This window comes from Suipraeoptans intestinalis (genome assembly GCF_034091795.1).
GTDB lineage: Bacteria > Bacillota > Clostridia > Lachnospirales > Lachnospiraceae > Suipraeoptans > Suipraeoptans intestinalis.
In genome coordinates this window covers 150,123-168,846 of the sequence record NZ_JAXFXH010000019.1, presented here as the reverse complement: position 1 = coordinate 168,846, position 18,724 = coordinate 150,123, and the positions used below count along the sequence as shown (strand labels likewise).

17 protein-coding genes are annotated in these 18,724 nt (G+C 49.9%); all 17 read left to right on the top strand.

Annotated elements, in window-relative coordinates:
• Nucleotides 1-95 precede the first annotated feature (95 nt).
• The 17 genes from SOW26_RS06610 (at nucleotide 96) to SOW26_RS06530 (ending at nucleotide 18,709) form a co-directional block, all read left to right on the top strand.
• Complete coding sequence (locus tag SOW26_RS06610; RefSeq protein ID WP_276960061.1) at nucleotides 96-1,694, top strand: peptide chain release factor 3; 1,599 nt, start codon at nucleotides 96-98, stop codon at nucleotides 1,692-1,694.
• Nucleotides 1,695-1,856: 162 nt separating this feature from the next.
• Nucleotides 1,857-2,243, top strand: a complete 387-nt coding sequence (locus SOW26_RS06605) for an Asp23/Gls24 family envelope stress response protein (protein ID WP_154475563.1) — start codon at nucleotides 1,857-1,859, stop codon at nucleotides 2,241-2,243.
• Entirely contained in the window at nucleotides 2,244-2,648 is a 405-nt protein-coding gene (gene nusB / locus SOW26_RS06600; protein ID WP_276960060.1) for a transcription antitermination factor NusB, read from the top strand.
• 11 nt (nucleotides 2,649-2,659) lie between these two features.
• A complete protein-coding gene (xseA, locus tag SOW26_RS06595) occupies nucleotides 2,660-3,880 on the top strand; it encodes an exodeoxyribonuclease VII large subunit (RefSeq protein ID WP_276960059.1) in 1,221 nt (406 codons plus the stop codon).
• A 16-nt stretch (nucleotides 3,881-3,896) separates the two neighbouring features.
• A complete protein-coding gene (gene xseB / locus SOW26_RS06590; RefSeq protein WP_154475559.1) occupies nucleotides 3,897-4,121 on the top strand; it encodes an exodeoxyribonuclease VII small subunit in 225 nt (74 codons plus the stop codon).
• Complete coding sequence (locus tag SOW26_RS06585; protein ID WP_276960058.1) at nucleotides 4,111-5,013, top strand: polyprenyl synthetase family protein; 903 nt, start codon at nucleotides 4,111-4,113, stop codon at nucleotides 5,011-5,013. The genes xseB and SOW26_RS06585 overlap by 11 nt, the downstream gene beginning before the upstream one ends.
• Nucleotides 5,014-5,028: 15 nt before the next feature.
• Nucleotides 5,029-6,900 (top strand): 1-deoxy-D-xylulose-5-phosphate synthase, encoded by a 1,872-nt coding sequence (gene dxs / locus SOW26_RS06580; RefSeq protein ID WP_276960057.1) that lies wholly within the window; start codon nucleotides 5,029-5,031, stop codon nucleotides 6,898-6,900.
• Nucleotides 6,897-7,703, top strand: coding sequence for a TlyA family RNA methyltransferase (locus tag SOW26_RS06575; RefSeq protein ID WP_276960056.1), 807 nt, complete (start codon nucleotides 6,897-6,899; stop codon nucleotides 7,701-7,703). The genes dxs and SOW26_RS06575 overlap by 4 nt, the downstream gene beginning before the upstream one ends.
• Before the next feature lie 13 nt (nucleotides 7,704-7,716).
• Nucleotides 7,717-8,550, top strand: a complete 834-nt coding sequence (locus tag SOW26_RS06570; protein WP_276960055.1) for an NAD(+)/NADH kinase — start codon at nucleotides 7,717-7,719, stop codon at nucleotides 8,548-8,550.
• A gap of 1 nt (nucleotide 8,551) precedes the next feature.
• The gene (gene argR / locus SOW26_RS06565; RefSeq protein WP_154475549.1) at nucleotides 8,552-9,001 is read left to right on the top strand and encodes an arginine repressor; all 450 of its coding nucleotides are present in this window, start codon (nucleotides 8,552-8,554) and stop codon (nucleotides 8,999-9,001) included.
• A gap of 10 nt (nucleotides 9,002-9,011) precedes the next feature.
• A complete protein-coding gene (gene recN, locus SOW26_RS06560) occupies nucleotides 9,012-10,694 on the top strand; it encodes a DNA repair protein RecN (protein WP_320652108.1) in 1,683 nt (560 codons plus the stop codon).
• 33 nt (nucleotides 10,695-10,727) lie between these two features.
• Nucleotides 10,728-12,170 carry a glycogen synthase GlgA gene (glgA, locus tag SOW26_RS06555; protein WP_276960053.1) on the top strand — a complete coding sequence of 481 codons (1,443 nt, stop codon included), beginning with the start codon at nucleotides 10,728-10,730 and terminating at the stop codon, nucleotides 12,168-12,170.
• A gap of 34 nt (nucleotides 12,171-12,204) precedes the next feature.
• Nucleotides 12,205-13,071: a methylenetetrahydrofolate reductase [NAD(P)H] gene (metF, locus tag SOW26_RS06550; RefSeq protein WP_320652107.1), complete on the top strand. Its 867-nt coding sequence runs from the start codon at nucleotides 12,205-12,207 to the stop codon at nucleotides 13,069-13,071.
• Between the two features lie 10 nt (nucleotides 13,072-13,081).
• Nucleotides 13,082-13,729 (top strand): Vitamin B12 dependent methionine synthase activation subunit, encoded by a 648-nt coding sequence (locus SOW26_RS06545; RefSeq protein ID WP_320652106.1) that lies wholly within the window; start codon nucleotides 13,082-13,084, stop codon nucleotides 13,727-13,729.
• Between the two features lie 28 nt (nucleotides 13,730-13,757).
• Nucleotides 13,758-16,175 carry a homocysteine S-methyltransferase family protein gene (locus SOW26_RS06540; RefSeq protein ID WP_276960193.1) on the top strand — a complete coding sequence of 806 codons (2,418 nt, stop codon included), beginning with the start codon at nucleotides 13,758-13,760 and terminating at the stop codon, nucleotides 16,173-16,175.
• Nucleotides 16,166-17,173, top strand: a complete 1,008-nt coding sequence (gene asnA, locus SOW26_RS06535) for an aspartate--ammonia ligase (RefSeq protein ID WP_320652105.1) — start codon at nucleotides 16,166-16,168, stop codon at nucleotides 17,171-17,173. The genes SOW26_RS06540 and asnA overlap by 10 nt, the downstream gene beginning before the upstream one ends.
• A 27-nt stretch (nucleotides 17,174-17,200) precedes the next feature.
• Nucleotides 17,201-18,709 (top strand): 4Fe-4S dicluster domain-containing protein, encoded by a 1,509-nt coding sequence (locus SOW26_RS06530; protein ID WP_276960195.1) that lies wholly within the window; start codon nucleotides 17,201-17,203, stop codon nucleotides 18,707-18,709.
• Nucleotides 18,710-18,724: the final 15 nt, after the last annotated feature.

Genomic DNA, 18,724 nt, shown 5'->3' with positions numbered 1-18,724 from the left:
TTGGCTTCCTTTTTGAAATATTTCTTGTAAGACCTGGCAAAACAGCGTATAATGAGGCGTTGAGAGAACGAAAAGAAAAGGAACAGCGTGAGATCATGTCAGAAAAAAATCAGGAAATCAAAGAAGAAATCAGGAAGCGGAGGACATTTGCGATCATTTCCCATCCGGATGCGGGAAAGACAACCTTGACAGAAAAATTCCTTCTGTACGGAGGAGCCATCAACCAGGCGGGAAGCGTGAAAGGAAAAGCGACGGCGCGCCATGCCGTTTCCGACTGGATGGAGATCGAAAAAGAACGAGGGATCTCTGTAACATCTTCCGTGCTTCAGTTTGAATATGGAGGCTTCTGTATCAATATCCTGGATACGCCGGGACATCAGGACTTCTCCGAGGATACTTACCGGACGCTGATGGCGGCAGATTCTGCGGTGATGGTAATCGACGCTTCCAAGGGAGTGGAAGCCCAGACCAGAAAATTGTTTAAGGTGTGTACCATGAGACACATTCCCATTTTTACCTTTATCAATAAAATGGATCGGGAAGCCATGGACACCTTTGAACTTTTAGATGATATTGAGCAGGAGCTGGGGATCGCCACCTGTCCTGTGAACTGGCCGATCGGATCCGGGAAAGAGTTTAAAGGAGTGTATGACCGTCAAAAAAACCAGGTAGAGCTATTTTCAGACACACAAAAAGGAACCAGGCAGGGAAGTGTAAGGATCCTTGACCGAAAAGACCTGGAGAAAGAAGAATGGATCTCCGGCGAACAAAAAGACAGATTGTTTGAGGAGCTGGAACTTCAGGACGGAGCCGGGGCGGTATTTGATCAGGAGCTGGTAGAAAAGGGTAAGCTTTCTCCGGTATTTTTTGGTTCGGCGCTGACGAATTTTGGAGTGGAAACCTTCTTGAAATATTTTCTGGAGATGACGACGTCTCCCCTGCCGAGACGATCGGACCAAGGAGAGATCGACCCCATGGAGGAAGAGGCGTTTTCTGCTTTTGTATTTAAGATCCAGGCAAATATGAATAAAGCCCATCGGGACCGGATCGCATTTATGCGGATCTGCTCCGGCAGATTTGAGGCAGGGATGGATGTGTGGCATATTCAGGGAAACAAAAAAGTCCGCCTTTCCCAGCCTCAGCAAATGATGGCAAGCGAGCGCAAAATGGTGGAAAAAGCTTATGGGGGCGACATTATCGGTGTATTTGATCCCGGAATTTTCTCCATCGGTGATACCTTGACGACAGCGAAGGAGCAGTTTGTCTATGAAGGGATCCCCACTTTCGCACCGGAACACTTTGCCAGAGTTCGGCAGGTGGATACCATGAAGCGAAAGCAGTTTTTAAAAGGGGTCAATCAGATCGCGCAGGAGGGTGCGATCCAGATTTTTCAGGAGTATCACACCGGAATGGAGGAGATCATTGTGGGAGTCGTTGGAATCCTGCAGTTTGACGTGCTGAAATATCGGTTGGAGAAAGAATATAATGTGGAGATCCGCATGGATTCTCTGCCGTATGAGTATATCCGGTGGATCCGCCACTGCCCGGTGGATCTGGATAAGCTTTCGGGTACTTCTGATATGAAAAAGGTCAAAGATCTGAGAGGACGTCCGCTGCTGCTGTTTGTAAACAGCTGGAGCATCCGTATGACCCTGGAACGGAATGAAGGTCTGGAACTGACGGAATTCGGATAAAGGCAGTCTGAAAAAATGACAAAATGATCCGGAAGAAAAGACGCGGCGCTGGGAGACAGAAGTGTTTAAGTACAGGCATTTGCCTGTAGAAGAAACAAGGCTTTCCAAATAGCCGCGAATTTGCTATAATCAAGGAAAGTAAGTTTTCGAGGAGGTTTTTTCATGGGCAAGGAAGTAAAGAGCAATACATATACAATACCGACGGAAAATCAGTTGGGAGAAGTAAAGGTGACAGACGAGGTTGTGGCTATGATCGCAGGCATTGCGGCGATGGAAGTAGAAGGGGTTGCTTCCATGGCGGGAAGCACTACCAGAGAGATCATGGGAAAATTCGGAGTCCGTTCCGTTTCCAGGGGCGTCAAGGTAGATATTCTGGAGCAGATCGTGACGGTATCCTTGGCGTTGAATCTGAAATACGGATATTCGGTGAAAGCGACCACAGGGAAGGTGCAGGAAAAGGTAAAAACCGCCATTGAGAACATGACGGGACTTACCGTGGCGGACGTGAATATACGGATAGCAGGAGTGACAGTTTCGGAGGAAGCATAAGTGAAAAGGACACAGTTGAGAGAACACAGCTTCCGCCTTGTTTTTGAGGCAGAATTCTATCCGCTGCAGGAATGGAAAGAACAGGTAGAGATCTATCTGGAACACACAGAGGAAGCAAGTGAAGAAGAAAAAGAATACATCCGCAGCCGGGTCTTTGCAGTGATCGAACAAAAAGAAGAGATCGATGCGGGGATCAATCTGCGCGCCAACAGATGGAAGACCAGTCGTATGAACAAGACGGATCTGGCGATCCTGCGGCTGGCGATCTACGAGATCCGATGGGATGAAGAGATCCCGGAAGGAGTGGCGATAGACGAGGCTGTGGAGCTGGCAAAGCGTTACAGCAGCAACGAAGCGCCGGCGTTTGTCAATGGTATTCTGGCCGGGTTTGCCAAAGCGGAGTAAGAGGGAAGGAAATGGCTGACAATATTTATACAGTAAAGCAGGTAAATTCTTATATCAAACATTTGTTTACCGGAGACTATTTATTAAAGCGAATTTCCGTAAAGGGCGAGGTGTCCAACTGCAAATACCATTCTTCGGGGCACATATATTTTTCATTGAAAGATGAGTCTGGAACGATTGCCTGCGTTATGTTTGCGGGGAAGCGAGGCGGACTCTCTTTTCATATGAAAGAGGGGGACCAGGTGGTCGTCAGCGGCGAGATCAGCGTTTATGAAAGAGACGGAAGGTATCAGCTCTATGCCGGGCGTATTGAGGAAGCCGGGAAGGGGCAGCTGTACGAGCAGTTTCTGAGACGGAAAAGAGAACTGGAAGAGATGGGGATGTTCGATCCGGGGTATAAGAAACCGATCCCCGTTTATGCAAGGACGGTAGGAATCGTAACGGCAGCTACAGGAGCCGCAGTCCATGATATCATCAATGTGGCAGGCAGAAGGAACCCTTTCGTGCAGCTGATTCTGTATCCGGCAAAGGTACAGGGAGAGGGCGCGGCGCAGAGCGTGGCAGATGGGATCAAAGCCCTGGAAAAACAGCAGGTAGATGTGATGATCGTGGGAAGAGGCGGGGGTTCTATAGAGGACCTTTGGGCATTCAATGAAGAAATTGTTGCGCGAGCTATTTTTGAATGTACAGTGCCTGTCATCTCGGCTGTGGGACATGAGACGGATGTGACGATCGCAGATTTTGTGGCGGATATGAGAGCGCCCACCCCGTCGGCAGCCGCAGAGCTGGCTGTCTGGGATGCCGGCCAGACCCGGATGAGGCTGGAGGAGTACAGGCTTCGTTTCCGAAGGACGATGGAGCAGAAGACAGACCGGCTCCGTTTGCGTCTGAGAGAGATCCGGACCAGACTGACCTATCTGCATCCCCGATATAAATTGCAGGAAAAGCAGCAGCGCCTCACAGAGCTGGAAGATCGTCTGAAGGGCAGGATGCAGCAGTCTCTTCTCAGAGATAGGCATAGGATGGAGCTTTACATCGAAACATTCCGGAATCTGTCCCCTTTGACAAAATTGATGGGCGGCTATGCCTACGTGGAAAAAGAGGGGCATCAGAGAGTTAAAAGTATTCGGGAGATTGCGCCGGGAGAAGCTCTTTTGATCCATGTAACAGACGGAGTGATCCGCGCACGGGCGGAGGAAGCAGAGGAAAGAACACAACCATACGAAAGATAGCAGGGCGGGAGAAATTATGGCAGAGAAAAAAGAAAAAAAACAGGAAGAAAATCTGGAAATATTATTTCAAAAGCTGGAATCTGTGATCCACACAATGGAAACAGAAGAACTTCCCCTGGAGGAGGCTTTTTCCAAATACCAGGAAGGGATGGAAGTGTTAAAAGAATGTTCCAAGCGGGTAGAACAGGTGGAGAAACAGGTGCTGTACCTGGACGATAAGGGAGAGTTGCATGAATTCTAAACAGGAATTTTCAGCGCAGCTGAAAGAAAAGATAGCAAAGATCGAACGGATCCTGAAACGGTTTATGCCGGAAGCCGGAAAAGAATATAAGGTTTTGGAGGAATCCATGTCTTACAGCCTTTTTGCAGGCGGAAAACGGCTGCGTCCGATGCTGATGTGGGAAACCTATCGGCTGTTTGGAGGGGAAAAAGAGGTGATCTTTCCTTTTATGGCAGCCATTGAGATGATCCATACCTATTCTCTGATCCACGATGATCTGCCGGCCATGGACAACGATGACTACCGCAGGGGCAGGCTGACCTCCCACAAAGTCTATGGGGAGGATCTGGCGATCCTGGCGGGAGACGGCCTGTTAAATCTGGCATTTGAAACGGCAACGTCCGCCTTTTCCATGAAAGAAGCAGACGCAAAGACGGTAGGCCATGCTTTGCAGGTACTGGCCAACAAGGCGGGGATGTACGGAATGATCGGCGGACAGGTGATCGATGTCACCTCCTGTCAGACAGACGTTTCCAGAGACCGGCTGCTTTTGATCTATCAGATGAAGACGGCGGCTCTTTTGGAGGCGTCTATGATGATCGGAGCCATTTTAGCGGGAGCAGACCAGGAACAGGTCGAGAGCATAGAACAGGTGGCAAGAGACGTAGGAATTGCCTTCCAGATCCAGGATGATATTCTGGATGTCACCGGAGATCCGGAGACAATGGGAAAGCCTGTCTACAGTGATGAAAAAAACAAAAAAACCACATACGTTGCTTTTGCAGGTGCAGACGGCGCCGCAGAAGAGGTCGGCCGACTGTCAAACAGAGCCGTTGCCGGGCTGCAGAACTTTCCCGAGCAAAATCCCTATCTGGAGCAGCTTCTGCTTTGGCTGATCTGCCGGGACAGGTAAAAAGGTGGACAAATTATGCTGGAAAAAATAAAAAAAGAAAATGATATCAAAAAAATAAAAAAAGAAGAACTCCCCCTGCTGGCACTGGAGATTCGGCGTTTTTTGCTGGAGAAACTCAGTCAGACAGGAGGACATCTTGCCTCCAATCTGGGCGTGGTAGAGCTGACGATGGCCATGCATCGGACATTTTCGCTTCCGGAGGATAAGATCATCTGGGATGTGGGACACCAATCCTATACCCACAAGATCCTGACCGGCAGAAAGGACGGATTTGATCAACTCAGGAAATATGGCGGGATGAGCGGATTTCCCAAAAGAAAGGAAAGTGACTGCGACGCTTTTGATACAGGACACAGCTCTACTTCCATATCCGCGGGACTGGGATATGTATACGCCAGGGATCTGAAACAGGAAAAGTATCATGTGATCTCTGTATTCGGAGACGGATCCCTGACAGGCGGGATGGCGTATGAGGCCTTAAACAACGCCGCCTCCCTTCGCACCAATTTTATCATGGTTCTGAATGACAATCATATGTCCATCTCCGAAAATGTAGGCGGGATGTCCAAGTATCTGGCGAAACTGCGGACGGCAGACATCTATACCGGACTGAAAAAACAGGTGGTGCGGACTCTTCATAAGGTTCCGGTGGTGGGCAAACCCATGATCCGGAACATCCGAAAAACCAAAAGCAGCATTAAACAGCTCCTGGTTCCGGGAATGTTTTTTGAAGATATGGGAATCACCTATCTGGGTCCTGTGGCAGGACATGACATCGAGATGCTGTGCGAGGCTTTCCGGGAGGCGGCAAAGGTGGAAGGGCCGGTGCTCCTTCATGTCCTGACGAAAAAGGGTAAGGGATATCCGCCGGCGGAACAGTACCCGGACAGATTTCACGGCATCGGACCTTTTCAGGTATCTACAGGACTTAGCCGGGACAAAAAGGAGAAGGAAACTTACACGGATGTGTTTGGAAAAACATTGACCAAACTGGCCAAAGAAGACGAGAGGATCGTAGCCATCACGGCGGCCATGGCGGGAGGAACGGGTCTGGAGCCCTTCCAGAAACAGTTCCCGAAGAGATGCTTTGATGTGGGGATCGCAGAAGGCCACGGGGTCACCTTTGCGGCAGGACTGGCAGCCGGAGGGCTGCGCCCGGTCTTTGCGGTGTATTCTTCTTTTCTGCAAAGAGGGTACGACCAGATCATCCATGATGTGGCGCTACAAAAGCTTCCGGTGGTCTTTGCTATCGACCGGGCAGGGATCGTAGGAAGCGATGGGGAAACCCATCAGGGAATCTTTGACCTCTCTTATCTGGGAAGCATTCCCAATATGACCATCCTGGCACCCAAAAGCGGACGGGAGCTTTCCGATATGCTGGAATATGCCATGAAGCTGGACGGTCCATCCGCCATCCGATATCCCAGAGGGACAGCTTACGAGATGCCAGAGGAAGTCTGTCAGGAAATTCGATATGGGAAAAGTGAGATTATTGCATGGGAAAGCCAGATCGCCATCATAAGCTACGGGCATCTCTTTGAGGAGGCCGTGACGGTCAGGCGGCTGCTGAAGGAAAAAGGGTATTCCTGCACGCTGGTCAACGGAAGGTTTGCCAAGCCGCTGGATACCGATATGCTGGAGGAAGTCTGTAAGGAACACCGACTGGTGGTTTCCATGGAAGAGAATGTGCAAAGAGGAGGCTTTGGCGAAAGCATCATCGCCTACTATGCAGGCAGAGGCAAAGCTGTCAGGGTATTGCCCCTGGCTCTTCCCGACGACTATGTAGAGCACGGAAGTATTGGTGTGCTCCGAAAAGAAATGGGACTGGATGCGCAGACCATGGCAGACAGAATCGAAACAGCCTATCAAGAACAGGAGAAGCTATGAAAGAAAGACTGGATATCCTGCTGACGAAACGGAACCTGGCGCCTTCCAGAGAGAAGGCGAAGGCCATTATCATGTCAGGGATTGTTTATGTAGAGGGACAGAAGGAAGATAAGGCCGGATCCTTTTTTCCGGAAGAGGTGTCCATAGAAGTAAGAGGCTCCACGCTTCCCTATGTCAGCAGGGGAGGATTGAAGCTGGAAAAGGCCATGAAACAGTTTGCGGTGTCGGTGAAAGGAAAAGTATGCACCGATGTGGGAGCTTCTACGGGAGGATTTACCGACTGTATGCTGCAAAACGGGGCAAAAAAAGTGTATGCCATCGATGTGGGGAGAGGACAGCTGGACTGGAAGCTGCGGCAGGATGCGCGGGTGATTTCCATGGAAAAGACCAATATCCGGTATGTGACACCGGAGGCGTTTCAGGAGCCGGTAGAGTTCTCTTCCATTGATGTTTCCTTTATTTCTCTAAAGAAAGTCCTTCCGCCTGTTGCAGCGTACCTGACAGAAGACGGCGAGATCGTAGCCCTGATCAAACCACAGTTTGAGGCGGGGCGGGAAAAGGTAGGGAAAAAAGGAGTGGTACGAGATAGGACTACGCATGTTGAAGTCATAGAAATGATCGTCCGACATGCAGAAGATATCGGATTTCAGGTGAGAAATCTGGAATATTCTCCCATCCGGGGGCCGGAAGGGAATATTGAATACCTGATCCATCTTGCCAGAAAGCATTCTCCGGGGGAGGATCTTGCTGTGGAAATTCCAAAACTGGTGGAGCAGGCCTTTGGAGAACTGACAAAAGAATAAAGGGACAAAATCAATGGACAAATTTTTGATCGTAACAAACGACGGAAAAGATAAAGACGGAAAAGTGACGGGAGAGGTTCTTTCCCTTCTGGAAAAAAACGGAAAGAAGGGAATCCTCTGTCCGAAAGATGCAGAAAAGAAGATCCTGCTAAAGGAGATCCCGGAAGATGTGGAGTGCGCCCTGGTGATCGGCGGAGACGGCAGCCTGATAGAGGTGGCGCGCTTGCTCCGGGGACGCGGGATTCCCATCCTGGGGATCAATATGGGAACCTTGGGGTATCTGACGGAGGTGGAACCTGGAAGTCTGGAAGCTGCCATGACTCAGGTGGTTCGGGGAGAATTTGACATAGAAAACCGAATGATGTTGTACGGAGAAACAGGAGAAAATCGATGGGATGTGGCTCTGAATGATATTGTAGTGACCCGAAATGGCGGGCCCAGGATCATTCGCTTTGACCTGTACGTAAACGGAGAGCTGCTAAATGAGTATGAGGCGGACGGCGTCATTATTTCCACACCGACAGGATCTACGGCATACAATCTGTCGGCGGGGGGGCCTATCGTGGAGCCTACTGCTTCCCTGATCCTGGTAACGCCTATCTGCTGCCATGCCCTTTATGCAAGGAGCATTATTTTATCGGCGGAAGATGAGATCATGATCAAGATCGGGAAAGGACGAAGAGGGACAAAGGAAGAGGCGCTGGTGTCTTTTGACGGAATAGAAAGCATGGCGGTGAAGACGGGGGACAAGATCAGCGTGCGCAGAGCAAAGGAAGCCACTCGGATCCTGCAGTTGAACCGGGTCAGTTTTCTGGAAACATTACGAAGGAAGATGAGAGGAAATTAAGATGGTAAAAGCGGGCAGACACACAAAAATCATAGAGCTGATCCACAAATATCAGGTGGAAACCCAGGAGGAACTGGCCAGTTACCTGCGGGCGGAGGGATATGATGTGACACAGGCGACGGTGTCCCGGGATATCCGCAATCTGAAGCTGACAAAAATCCAGGGGGAGAACGGTCGTCAAAGATATGCCCTTCAGCAAAAGAGTCACGGCAGTATGAAAGAAAAACATAGGAGAGTTCTGAAAGAAGGATATTTGTCCATGGACGTGGCGCAGAACATTCTGGTGGTCAAAACCATGTCGGGAATGGCGATGGCGGTCTGCGCAGCCATTGATGGAATGGAATGGGAAGAGATCGTAGGAAGCGTGGCAGGAGACGACACGATCATCTGTGTAGTCCGCAGCAAAGAGGCTGTCGGGACGGTAATGGAAAAGATTCGCAAGATCATTTGATGGAGGCAGGATGTTACAGAATCTATATGTAAAAAATCTGGCGTTAATAGAAGAACTGGATATGGAATTTACAGAAGGACTGAATATTTTGACCGGAGAGACAGGTGCCGGAAAATCCATTCTGATGGGATCGATAGGACTGGCTCTGGGCGGGAAGTACGCCGCAGATATGATCCGGGAGGGTGCGGAATCCGGACTGGTGGAACTGACCTTTCTGGTACAGGATCCGCAGCAACAGAAAAAGCTGCAGGATCTGGGCGTCGAGACAGAGGAGGATCAGGTAATCCTGTCCCGCAAGATCAGCGGAAAAAGAAGTGTCAGCCGGATCAACGGAGAGACGGTGCAAAAATCCAGACTGTCAGACGTGGCGTCCCTGCTGATCGATATCCACGGTCAGCATGAGCACCAGTCTCTGTTACAGAAAAAGAACCATCTGGAGATCCTGGACAGTTTTATCGGAGAAAAAGCATTTGAAAAAAAGCGGGAGATCCGGCACTGTCACCAGGAGTACCATCGACTGCGAAGAAAGCTGGAGCAGGGCAGTGCAAGGAGCGCAAACAGCGGCAGAGAGCTGGATCTTTTGCTGTATGAGGTGAAAGAGATCGAGGAGGCGCGCATAACCCCGAAAGAGGATATGGAACTGGAAAAAACCTACCACAAGATGCTTCACGGAAAAAGGATCCGGGATGCCTTGTGGGAGACCGTCAGATATACCCGGGAAGGGGGCGAAAGTGCAGGAGACGTCCTGAGCAGGGGAGTCCGTTCCCTTGCGGCAGTGGCAGACCTGGATGGAGAGGTGGACAGCCTGTACCAACAACTGGTTCAGATAGAAGGACTGCTGGAGGATTTTCATCGGGATCTGGATCATTGCAGCCACAGTCTGGAGTTTTCCCCGGAAGAATTTGAGGAGACAGAGGAGCGATTAAACCTGCTGAACCACCTGAAGGCCAAGTATGGAGCAAGTGTGGAAGAGATTCTGGAAGCCTGTCAGAAAAAGAAAGAAAAGATAGCGATCCTGAAAGACTTTGACGGCTATCTGAAGCGGCTGGAAGATAAAGTAAAAGAGATCGGAAGGATCTTACGTGAGAAGGCAGGAGAGCTTTCTGAACTGCGCAGAGAGTATGCAGCCCGACTGGAGCCGATGATCGAGGAAGGACTGCGGGATCTGAATTTTGAATCAGTGGTATTTCAGATCTCCCTGGCGGAAGCAAACGCCTGTACAGCCGATGGGATCGATGAAGCAGAATTTCTGGTATCCTTAAATCCGGGCCAGTCGCCGAAACCCTTGATCCGTGTGGCATCCGGCGGAGAATTATCCCGTCTCATGCTGGTCATTAAGACCATTACAGCCAGAAAGGGACAGACGGATACTCTGATCTTTGATGAGATCGATGTAGGGATCAGCGGCAGGACAGCCCAGAAGGTATCGGAAAAAATGGCAGTGATCGGAAAGCATCATCAGGTTCTTTGCGTTACCCATCTGGCTCAGATCGCAGCGATGGCAGATACACATTTTCGGATCACAAAGACCACGAAAGAAGATTCGGTCAAAACACAGATCAGCCGGCTAAATGAAAAAGAACAGGTGGAGGAACTGGCAAGGATCCTGGGAGGGGCAAAGATTACAGAGGCAGTAAGAAAGAATGCCTCCGAAATGAAAGAACTTGCGTTTCAGATAAAAAGTGATATATAATGATTGCATATTTTTTTCAGGGAGGGAAACGATATGAAAAAGGTATTGTTTGTAGCATCGGAATCGGTTCCATTTATTAAGACGGGAGGACTTGCAGATGTAGTAGGCTCCCTGCCTAAATATTTTGAGAAAGAAGAGTGGGATGTGCGGGTCATTCTTCCCAAATATCTGTGCATGAAGGAAGAATGGAGCAGTAAGCTGATCTACCGGACACACTTTTATATGGATCTCAATTGGCGGACGCAGTATGTGGGGATCCTGGAACTGGTTCATGAGGGGATCACCTTCTATTTTATAGACAATGAGTTCTATTTCGGCGGATTTGCCCCTTATGGAGATGTATATACCGATGTAGAAAAGTTTGCTTTTTTCTCCAAGGCCGTATTAAGCTCCCTTCCGGTCATTGATTTCTGCCCGGATATTATCCACTGCCATGACTGGCAGTCGGGGCTGGTGCCGGTTTATCTGGATAATTTCAGATACGGAGATCCCTATTACAGAGGGATCCGTACCGTGATGACCATTCACAACCTGAAATTCCAGGGAATCTGGGATACCAAACGGATCCAGGATATCACAGGACTTCCCTCTTACTATTTTTCTCCCGACAAAATGGAAGCCTACAAGGACGCCAATTATCTGAAAGGCGGAATCGTATATGCAGATCGGATCACGACAGTCAGCAATTCCTATGCACAGGAAATACAGATGCCCTTCTACGGAGAAGGACTGGATGGATTGATGCGGGCCAGATCCAATCATTTGTGGGGAATTGTCAACGGGATCGACTACAAAGAATATGATCCGGCCACAGACCGGCATATTTTTAAGAAATACACGGTGGACAGCTTCCGCAGGGAAAAGAAGAAAAACAAAACGGAGCTGCAAAAGGAGCTGGGGCTGGAAGAAAACCCCAAGGTTATGATGCTGGGTATCGTATCCCGACTGACAGACCAGAAAGGCCTGGATCTGATCGCCTGCATTTTGGACGAACTGTGCCAGGACGCCATTCAGTTGGTAGTTCTGGGAACCGGAGAGGAGCGGTATGAAAATATGTTCCGTCATTTTGAATGGAAATATCCGGAAAAGGTTTCTGCCAATATCTATTATTCGGAGCCTATGTCCCATAAGATTTACGCATCCTGCGACGGATTTTTAATGCCGTCCCTGTTTGAGCCCTGTGGCCTCAGCCAGCTGATGAGCCTTCGGTACGGAACAGTGCCGATCGTGCGGGAAACGGGAGGATTGAAAGACACGGTGGAACCGTACAATGAGTTTGAAAAAGCAGGAACAGGATTTAGTTTCAGTAACTATAACGCCCACGAAATGCTGGGGATCATCCGCTATGCAGAGCATGTCTTCTATGACAAAAAGAGGGAATGGAACCGGATCGCTCAGAGAGGGATGGAAAGAGACTTCTCCTGGAACAGTTCCGCCCGGCAATATGAGAGACTGTACCGGGAACTGACAGAGTAAACGCAGATGTTTTGGATAACGAAAAGGATGAGCAATGAAGATTAAAGACATTTTAGAAAAAAAAGGCGCCCATATTTCTTTTGAAGTCTTTCCGCCCAAGACGGAAAGTGGAAAAGAATCTGTTTTGCAGACAGTAAAAGAACTGATAACCTTGCAGCCGGATTTTATCAGTGTGACCTACGGCGCAGGCGGAGGAACCAGCAGTCAGACGGCGGAGATCGCAGCCGCCATCTCCAAAGACGGAGTAACCAGTCTGGCACATCTGACATGTGTGTCTTCCACACGGGAGCAGGTACACCAGGTCATTGACAGACTGAAAGAAGAAGGGATCGAGAATATCCTGGCCCTTCGGGGGGACATTCCGGACTCCGGTCAGTTTCCCCTTCCCAATCACTATCGGTATGCATCGGAGCTCATCGAAGATATCCGGACCAGAGGGGATTTTTGTATCGGAGCTGCCTGTTATCCCGAAGGACACGTGGAAACGCCCCATAAAAAAGACGATATCCGGCATCTGAAGGAAAAAGTGGACTGCGGTGTGGATTTTTTAACGACACAGATGTTTTTTGACAACCATATCCTTTATAATTTCCTCTACAGGATCCGGGAAAAAGGGATCACGGTTCCGGTAATACCGGGAATCATGCCGGTAACCAATGCCAAACAGATGCAGAGGATCTGTCAACTGTCCGGAACAGTTCTTCCGGCAAGATTTCTGGCAATCCTGGATCGTTTTGGAGAAAACAGTGCGGCGATGGAGCAGGCCGGTATCGCATATGCCACCGATCAGATCATAGATCTTCTGGCAAACGGGATCCGCCAGGTACATATTTATACCATGAACAAACCGGAGATCGGAAGGAAGATCCTGGAAAATATTTCCCAGATCATCCGGGTATAGGGCAAAGCAGATGGACAGAAAAACAAAAGAAGCGATCCGTTATCTGGGATATGGAAAAAATGCGGTAGATGCTGACACCAAAAGACTGATATCCGACTCCTTCCGGGAGCTGGATCAGGTGGCAGAGCAGCGAATGGTCTACCGCATTTTTGAATTGCAGGAGACGGACGGGCAGATTACCATAGGATCCCTGCTGATAGAAAGCAAAGCTCTGAAAAAAAACATGAAGGGGTGTGAAAAAGCTCTTATGCTGGGAGCGACCCTGGGTGCTGAGGTAGACCGTCTGCTTCGGAAATATGAACTGACAGACATGGCAAAAGCGGTGGTCTTACAGGCGTGTGCCGCGGCCATGCTGGAAGAATATCTGGACACCCGGCAGGAGGAACTGAAAGAAGATCTGGGCCAGGAGGGATGGTATCTGCGTCCCAGGTTCAGCCCCGGGTATGGAGATTTTGATATCCGCCACCAGAAACTGGTACTTCGTATGCTGGAAAGTGAAAAAAAGATCGGACTGATGGCTACAGACAGCTGTATGCTGATTCCTACCAAATCGGTAACAGCAGTGATCGGGCTGAGCAAAACGCCGATTTCCTGCCACAGACAGGGCTGCGAAGCCTGTGATAAGACGGACTGCACCTATCGGAGGGCTACTTCATAAGATAAAGAAGAGATACAGGAGGCATCGTATGCTGCGAGACAGATTAGGAAAAGAACTGTTGTTTTTTGACGGAGGGATGGGAACTCTTCTCCAGGAGGAAGGATTGAAGCCGGGAGAGCTGCCGGAATCCTGGAATATAGAAAAACCGGAAGTGATCATTGACATTCACAGACAGTATGCGCAGGCCGGAAGCCGCATCCTTCTGACCAATACCTTTGGGGCCAATGCCTTGAAGTTTCAGGGAACGAGGTATTGCTTACAGGAAGTAGTGGAGGCAGCCGTCGATCATGTAAGGCAGGGGATCCGAAGAAGCGGGTGCAGGGAAGAGTGCTATATCGCCCTGGATCTGGGGCCTACCGGAAAGCTGTTGAAGCCCATGGGGGATCTGGGATTTGAAGAGGCCTGTAACGCCTACAAGGAAGTGATCCGTTACGGAGAAAAGGCCGGGGCAGATCTGATCCACATCGAGACCATGAGCGATACCTATGAGGTGAAGGCGGCCGTGCTGGCAGCAAAGGAAGCATCCGACCTTCCGGTGTCTGTCACCATGATTTTTGACGAAAAAGGAAAACTTCTGACGGGGGGAGACGTTCCTTCGGTGGTAGCCCTTCTGGAGGGATTGGGCGTAGATGCACTGGGAATCAACTGCGGACTGGGACCGGCACAGATGCTTCCCATTCTGGAGGAACTGACCCGTTATGCCAGCGTCCCGATCATTGTGAAGCCAAACGCCGGCCTTCCTATACAGAAGGAAGGAGAGGTGTTCTATGACATTTCGCCGGAAACATTTGCCGAGATCATGGGAGAGATCACAGACAAAGGAGCCTGTATCATCGGTGGCTGCTGCGGAACGACGCCGGAGCATATCCGTCGGATGATCCGGGTATGTAAAGATAAGACCTGCCCGAAGGTTCTCCCCAAGCCGCACACAATGGTCTCTTCCTACGGAAAGGCGGTTCTCTTGGGAGAAAAGCCCGTCCTGATCGGAGAGCGGATCAATCCTACCGGGAAGAAGCTGTTTAAGCAGGCTCTGAAGGAGCATAACATTGATTATATCCTAAAGGAAGGGATCACTCAGCAGGATGGGGGAGCAGACATTTTGGATGTGAATGTGGGACTTCCCGATATTGACGAAGTGCGTATGATGACAGAGGTGGTAAGAGAACTGCAAAGTGTCACCAGCCTTCCTCTCCAGATCGACACGGTAGACGCAGAAGCGATGGAACAGGCGATGCGTATCTACAACGGGAAGCCTATGATCAATTCCGTCAATGGGAAACAGGAATCCATGAAGGAGGTGTTTCCCCTGGTTCGAAAATATGGAGGCGTGGTAGTGGGGCTGACCATTGACGAGGATGGGATTCCCGATACGGCAGAGGGGCGGGTGCAGATCGCAAGGAAGATTGTGCAGACAGCCGCCGAATACGGGATCGCAAAAAAGGATGTGGTGATCGACGTACTGGCTATGACCATCAGCTCGGAACCAATGGGCGCAGCAGTTACGCTGGAGGCTCTCAGGAGAGTTCGGGAAGAGCTGGGAGTCTGTACCGTTCTTGGTGTTTCCAACATTTCCTTCGGTCTTCCCGGCAGAGGGATCATCAACTCCCACTTTTTCACGATGGCCATGCAAAGCGGCCTGTCGGCAGGGATCATCAATCCCTCCTCGGAAGATATGATGCGGGCGTATCATGCCTTCTGCGCCTTGATGGGATATGACGGGAACTGTGCGTCTTATATCCGGACATACGCGCAGCAGGCGACCGGACAATCGTCCTCCGCAAAAAGCGGAGGGAGCATTTCCTTACAGGAGGCCATTGAAAAAGGACTGAAGGAGGAGGCTTACCAGTCCACCCTGGCGCTTTTAAAAGAAACGGACGGATTTACCATCATCCAGAAGCATCTGATCCCGGCGCTGGACGCGGTAGGAAAAGGATTTGAAAAAGGCAGTCTCTTTTTGCCACAGTTGCTTATGAGTGCGGATTCTGCTAAAATTGCCTTTGGAGTCCTGAAGGACAGGCTTGGCGGGGAGGAAGGGCAGGCGAAGAAAAAGGAGCCTGTCATCCTGGCAACCGTCAAGGGAGACATTCATGACATCGGAAAAAATATCGTGAAGGTCCTGCTGGAAAATTATGGCTTTGACGTGATCGATCTGGGCAAGGACGTAGCGCCGGAGACGATTGTGGAAACAGCGCTGAAGCGGCAGGTAAATCTAGTGGGCCTAAGCGCTCTTATGACGACTACCGTAGTCAGCATGGAGCAGACCATACGGCTTCTAAGGGAAAAGAAACCGGACTGTAAAGTCATGGTAGGAGGAGCCGTACTAAATCAGGAATATGCAGACAGCATCGGAGCAGATTTTTATGGAAAAGATGCCATGCAGTCTGTATACTATACACAGAGACTATTTGAAGGAAAACAGAAGCAGGAGGAAACAGCATGGCAATAACCATTCCAAACAACTATGATCCACATTTGAGTGTGAGAAAAACGCAGGAGGCGATCAAATACATCCGGGATACCTTCCAGAAGGAGCTGGGAAAGGAAATGAATCTGGAAAGGATTTCCGCCCCCCTGTTTGTAGAAAAGAGCAGTGGATTAAACGACAATCTCAATGGGGTGGAGCGGCCGGTATCCTTTGATATGGCAGCGATCGCAGGAGAAGAGATGGAGGTCGTCCATTCTCTGGCCAAATGGAAGCGTATGGCGCTGCATAAATATGGATTTCAACCGGGAGAAGGACTATATACCAATATGAACGCCATCCGCAGGGACGAGGAACTGGATAACCTTCATTCCTGCTATGTGGATCAGTGGGACTGGGAAAAGGTCATCACCAAAGAAGAAAGAACGGTAGAGACCCTGAAGGACACAGTTCACAACCTGTTCAAGATCATCAAGCATATGCAGCATGAAGTCTGGTATAAATATCCGGAAGCGGCAGCCAAGCTTCCTTCCAAGGTGACCTTTGTGACCACGGAAGAGCTTTTGGAGCGTTACCCGAATCAAACAGCCAAGGAACGTGAAAACCTGATTGCAAAGGAGCATGGCTGCGTCTTCCTTATGAAGATCGGCGACCGGCTGGCAAATGGAATCCCTCACGATGGACGGGCGCCGGACTATGATGACTGGGCGCTGAACGGAGATATTCTCTTTTGGTTCGAGCCTCTCCAGTGCGCGCTGGAGATTTCCAGTATGGGAATCCGGGTGGATGAAAAGGCGCTGGAAGAGCAGTTGAAAAAAGCCGGATGTGAAGAACGCAGAGAGCTTCCCTATCACAAGATGCTGTTGAACGGAGAACTTCCGTACACCATCGGGGGTGGAATCGGACAATCCCGGCTTTGTATGCTGCTTTTAGGAAGGGCGCATATTGGTGAGGTCCAGGCCAGTATCTGGCCTCAGAAGATGAGAGAGACCTGTGAAAAGCACGGGATGATTCTGTTATAAGAGAAGGAAGAAGGAGGGCTGTCCGCGATGATGCGAGGATTGAACACAACCGTCAGAAAGCTTCGGAACGAAGTGTTTAAAGAAATTGCCGCATTGGGATTTCAGGAAAACAAGGAGCATCTCAATGATGATATAGAGGCGATTCCTTACAAAATGGTCAATGATGAGACTACCTACAGGGAAAGCGTGTACCGGGCGAGGGCTGTCGTCAGGGAACGGCTCAGATTGGCAATGGGACTTTCCCTGCGTCCCGAAAACAAACCGGTTCATCTGACAGCGGGGCTGGAGGACAGCAATATTTCAGAAAAGTATTATGAGCCTCCTCTCATGCAGGTGATTCCTTCTGCCTGTGAGGCTTGCGAGGAAAATATGTATGAGGTCAGCAATATGTGCAAGGGATGTCTGGCACATCCCTGCGTGGAGGTCTGTCCCAAGGGAGCCGTCTCCATGAGAAAGGGACGTTCCTTTATCGATCAGGAAAAGTGCATCAAATGTGGGAAATGCAAGGCCGTCTGTCCCTATGACGCCATTGCAAAAAAGGAAAGGCCCTGTGCGAAGGCCTGTGGAGTAGGAGCCATTGGTTCAGATAACTGTGGAAGAGCCGAGATCCAGAACGACAAATGTGTGTCCTGCGGAATGTGCATGGTACACTGTCCATTTGGGGCCATCTCTGATAAATCCCAGATTTTCCAACTGGCAAAGAGCCTGAAAGAAGGAAATGAGATCATTGCAGAAGTAGCGCCGGCATTTGTGGGACAGTTTGGCGACAACATTACAGCCAGGAATCTGAAGGCGGCACTGAAGGAAATGGGATTCTCTGATTTTTATGAGGTGGCTTTGGGCGCAGATATCGGAGCCATTGCAGAGGCGCATCATTACGTGGACAAGGTTACGACGGGGGAACTTCCGTTTCTTCTGACTTCCTGTTGTCCCTCCTGGGCGATGCTGGCGAAAAAATATTTTCCGGATATTGTAGATCAGGTATCAGAGGAACTGACGCCTATGGTGGCCACCGCCAGAACCATCAAAAAAGAACACCCCAATGCCAAGGTGGTCTTTATCGGTCCTTGCGCTTCCAAAAAACTGGAGGCTATGCGCACTACGGTGAGAAGTGATGTGGATTTTGTGATCACATTTGAAGAATTGCAGGCAATGTTTGACGCCATGGAAATCGATCTGACAGAGTATGAGGCGGAGTCCTCCTTCCATAATGCTACCGGCGCCGGAAGAGGGTACGCAGTTTCCGGCGGAGTGGCAAAGGCCATCGAGGACTGTATCGCAGAGTACTATCCGGAAGTGGAGGTAAAGATCCAGCATGCGGAGGGGTTGGCAGAATGTAAAAAGATGCTGTCTCTTGCCAAGGTAGGACGGCTGAACGGGCATCTGGTGGAGGGCATGGGCTGTCCCGGAGGATGCGTTGCCGGAGCGGGAACCAATATTCCTATTGCCAAGGCCCAGAAGAAAGTGGAAACCTTCGTCAGCGGATCCAGCAGAAAGGTTCCTCCAAAGGAATTAAAGGAAATCGAATTGAAATAGACAAACACCGTATCA